Annotated in this window: 1 protein-coding gene and 1 pseudogene; both read right to left on the bottom strand. The window is 63.4% G+C overall.

The window, feature by feature from the left end; all coding sequences use genetic code 11:
- A pseudogene (locus AWB74_RS44465) lies at positions 1 to 356 on the bottom strand (glycosyltransferase family 1 protein); the annotation flags it as partial.
- A complete protein-coding gene (locus AWB74_RS44460; RefSeq protein ID WP_061152789.1) occupies positions 343 to 1,404 on the bottom strand; it encodes a glycosyltransferase family 9 protein in 1,062 nt (353 codons plus the stop codon). The gene AWB74_RS44460 and the pseudogene AWB74_RS44465, both read right to left, overlap by 14 nt.
- Positions 1,405 to 1,523 lie beyond the last annotated feature (119 nt).

Here is a 1,523-nt window from a genome sequence, read left to right as displayed (position 1 = left end):
CGTTCCTGCACCCAATGCTTCTGCTCGAACGCGTTTTCCTGCGGCGGATCATGCTCGATATAGACGCGCGGCAAGCGCCGTTGCGCATCGGTGAGCAGGTTGAGTCGATCGTCGTCCCATTGACGCTTGTGCTGAAACAGCACGACATCGAAGGATTGCGACGGCACTTCGCTTGCCGGAATCTCATGCACGTTCGCGCCGAACGGCAACGCGCCCGCCGTGCCCGCATATCCCGGCGGATAGCCGGGACGCGTGACGAGATAGAAGTCGTGCGGCGCCTGGCTCAGGTAATACAGGTAGTTGCCGTGGATGTGCCACGTGAGCACACGCAAGCGCCGGGAACTAGTCGTGGGCATGAAGAAGCGTCTCCTCGCGAATGGTGTGTTCAAGCTGTGCGAAGGCGGCGTCGATCACGGCGCGCACGCTCACGTTGAGCGCGCATTCGTGGCCGTAGGGACATTCGCGAAATGCACACGGCCGGCATGCGGGCCAGTCCGCGAGCACGCGATGACGCGCATGATCGAGCGGCGCCCAGCGGCGCGTATCGCTTCCGGATGCAATCACGACACTCGGCGTTCGCATCGCTGCTGCTACATGCGAAAGCCCCGTGTCGTTGCAGACGATGAGCCGCGCCCTCGCGACGAGCGCGGCCAGCGCGCCCAGCGACGTTCGTCCGGCGAGATCGATCGCGTGCGCGCCGGCATCGTGCGCGACGCGAGCGGTCAGCGACGCTTCGCCCGCGCCGCCAGTGACCGCGATCTGCCATCCCGCTTGCGACAACGCACGCGCCACTTCGCCGAAGCGTTCGACGGGCCATCGGCGTGAAGGCAACTGCGCGCCGGGATGAACCAGCACGAGCCTTTCGCAATCGATCGCACATGCGTCGATGAGCGCATCGCATTCGCGCGTGTCGTCATCGGTTACCGGAATCTCGAGATCGAGTGCATCCGCGTCGATGCCGAGACGTTGCATCAACGCGGTATAGCGCGCGGGCTCGGGCAGTTCGTCGGGCCACGGCATGAACGCGCCTTCGCGCATGCGTTCATCGGGCTGGAGAAAGCCCGCGTTCATCCGCGCGCCCATGCCTTCGACGATATCGTTCGCCACGCCGCCGCTGCCATGCAACTGGATCGCGAGATCGAAGCGGCGTTCGCTTAGAGCGCTGAGAAACGCAGGTAAATGCGCGTCCGTTTCCTCCTGTTCGGGGAATCCGATCGCGCCCGGAAACACGATCAGTTCATCGAGCAGATGCGCATATCGTTCGATGAAACTCTTCGCCCAGGGCAAGCCGACGAGTGCGATATGCGCTTGCGGATAAGCGCGCCGCAATGCGCGCAACGCGGGCACGGCGCACAGCATGTCGCCGAGCTGCAGCGCGCGAAAGATCACGATGCGTTCGATCATGGAAAGAACACCCTGAACTTGAACGCGCCGCGAATCCGCCAATAGATCGACAGATACGGAATGATCGCCGAGGTCCATAACATTTCGGCGATATGCGCGGGCGTGCGCGACGTCGTTTT

Source organism: Caballeronia arvi (assembly GCF_001544695.2).
Taxonomy (GTDB): domain Bacteria; phylum Pseudomonadota; class Gammaproteobacteria; order Burkholderiales; family Burkholderiaceae; genus Caballeronia; species Caballeronia arvi.
Note: the sequence above shows the minus strand (reverse complement) of the source record. Positions and strands in the feature narration are given on the sequence as shown.